The organism is Paenibacillus sp. GbtcB18, assembly GCF_019091125.1.
GTDB lineage: Bacteria > Bacillota > Bacilli > Paenibacillales > NBRC-103111 > Paenibacillus_F > Paenibacillus_F chitinolyticus.
Genome location: NZ_JAGXJX010000066.1, coordinates 1 through 1068 on the forward strand (window position 1 = coordinate 1; position 1068 = coordinate 1068).

2 protein-coding genes and 1 pseudogene are annotated in these 1068 nt (G+C 37.2%); all 3 read left to right on the forward strand.

Translation table 11 applies throughout. The features are described from left to right. Positions 1 to 211 (forward strand): annotated as a pseudogene (locus KVT34_RS29505) (hypothetical protein); the annotation flags it as partial. Positions 212 to 226: 15 nt separating this feature from the next. Continuing rightward, on the forward strand, positions 227 to 721 hold the full coding sequence (locus KVT34_RS29510; protein WP_217563217.1) for a phage major tail protein, TP901-1 family: 495 nt from the start codon (positions 227 to 229) through the stop codon (positions 719 to 721). 61 nt (positions 722 to 782) lie between these two features. Further along, positions 783 to 1068: tail assembly chaperone (locus KVT34_RS29515; RefSeq protein ID WP_217563218.1), on the forward strand; the 286-nt coding region annotated here is incomplete at its 3' end.

Sequence of the window (1068 nt, forward strand, 5' to 3'; positions counted from 1 at the left end):
TAGAGTTTTTGATGGAAATGATTTGCAAGATAAATTAATTAGCCGATTCGAACAGGATTCAATTGACTTGTATGACACAAGAAAAAAGAATCCTGAACGAATCGGTTTTTTATATGCAAAAGTATCGGGGTTTGAGCCGTTCTCACAAAGTGAGGTAGAAAATGCTACGGCAAAACACTTGAGCTTTATAACAATAACAATTAGGAATTAGAGGGGGAAATCTATAATGAATAAAACTAATGCACCTGAGTTTAAAGGGGCCGAGACCCTGTATTTGATTGACATCCCGCAACCTGATGGAAAAACAAATAAAACAGTTCGTTTTTTTAACCAAACTTCAGGATCCCGATCAATTGAAGCTGGAGAAATAGAGCTGAAGACAAAAGATAAGAGCGGCTCTGATTATGGTGATGTGAAGCAATCAACAAATATTGAGGGTATTTGTACAGAGGGTGATGAGGGTCTTGAATACGTGGAAGAAGCAATCACGAATAAAGTGTTAGTTAGAATTCATGAAGTGAATTTACGTAGCGCAACATCTAGTGCGTTTAAAGTGAAGTCTGGGACATATATGTTAAACAGTTTAGAACTATCTAATGAAAATGAAGAGTATTCTAAGTACACGATTGGATTGAAATTGAACGGAAAACTTTCTAAAGGCACAATCGCTACAGTACCTGAAGGTGCACCATCAGGTGATGTAGCGACACCACAAGGATAAAGCGAGTGGCTATAACTCGCTTTTTTATTTTGTATAAAAAACAAACTGGAGGTATGTATCAATGGCTGAAAAATCATATACGCGTTTTGTAATTAAAGGTGAAGAACATGAGCTTAAATTCTGTCTACAAGCTATTAAATTAATCGATGAAACGGGTGGACCGTTCCAATTCGTTTCAAACGCCATGCAAGGTGGTATTACTAACTTCGTAGATGTAATTTACTATGCACTTATCCATACGGAAAAAGGTATTACGCATGACACGGTACAGCAAGAAGTTGAGGCCCTGTTTAATGCAGAAGCGCTCGATCTTGATGAAATTTTAAAGTACAACAAGGCAGTTGTAC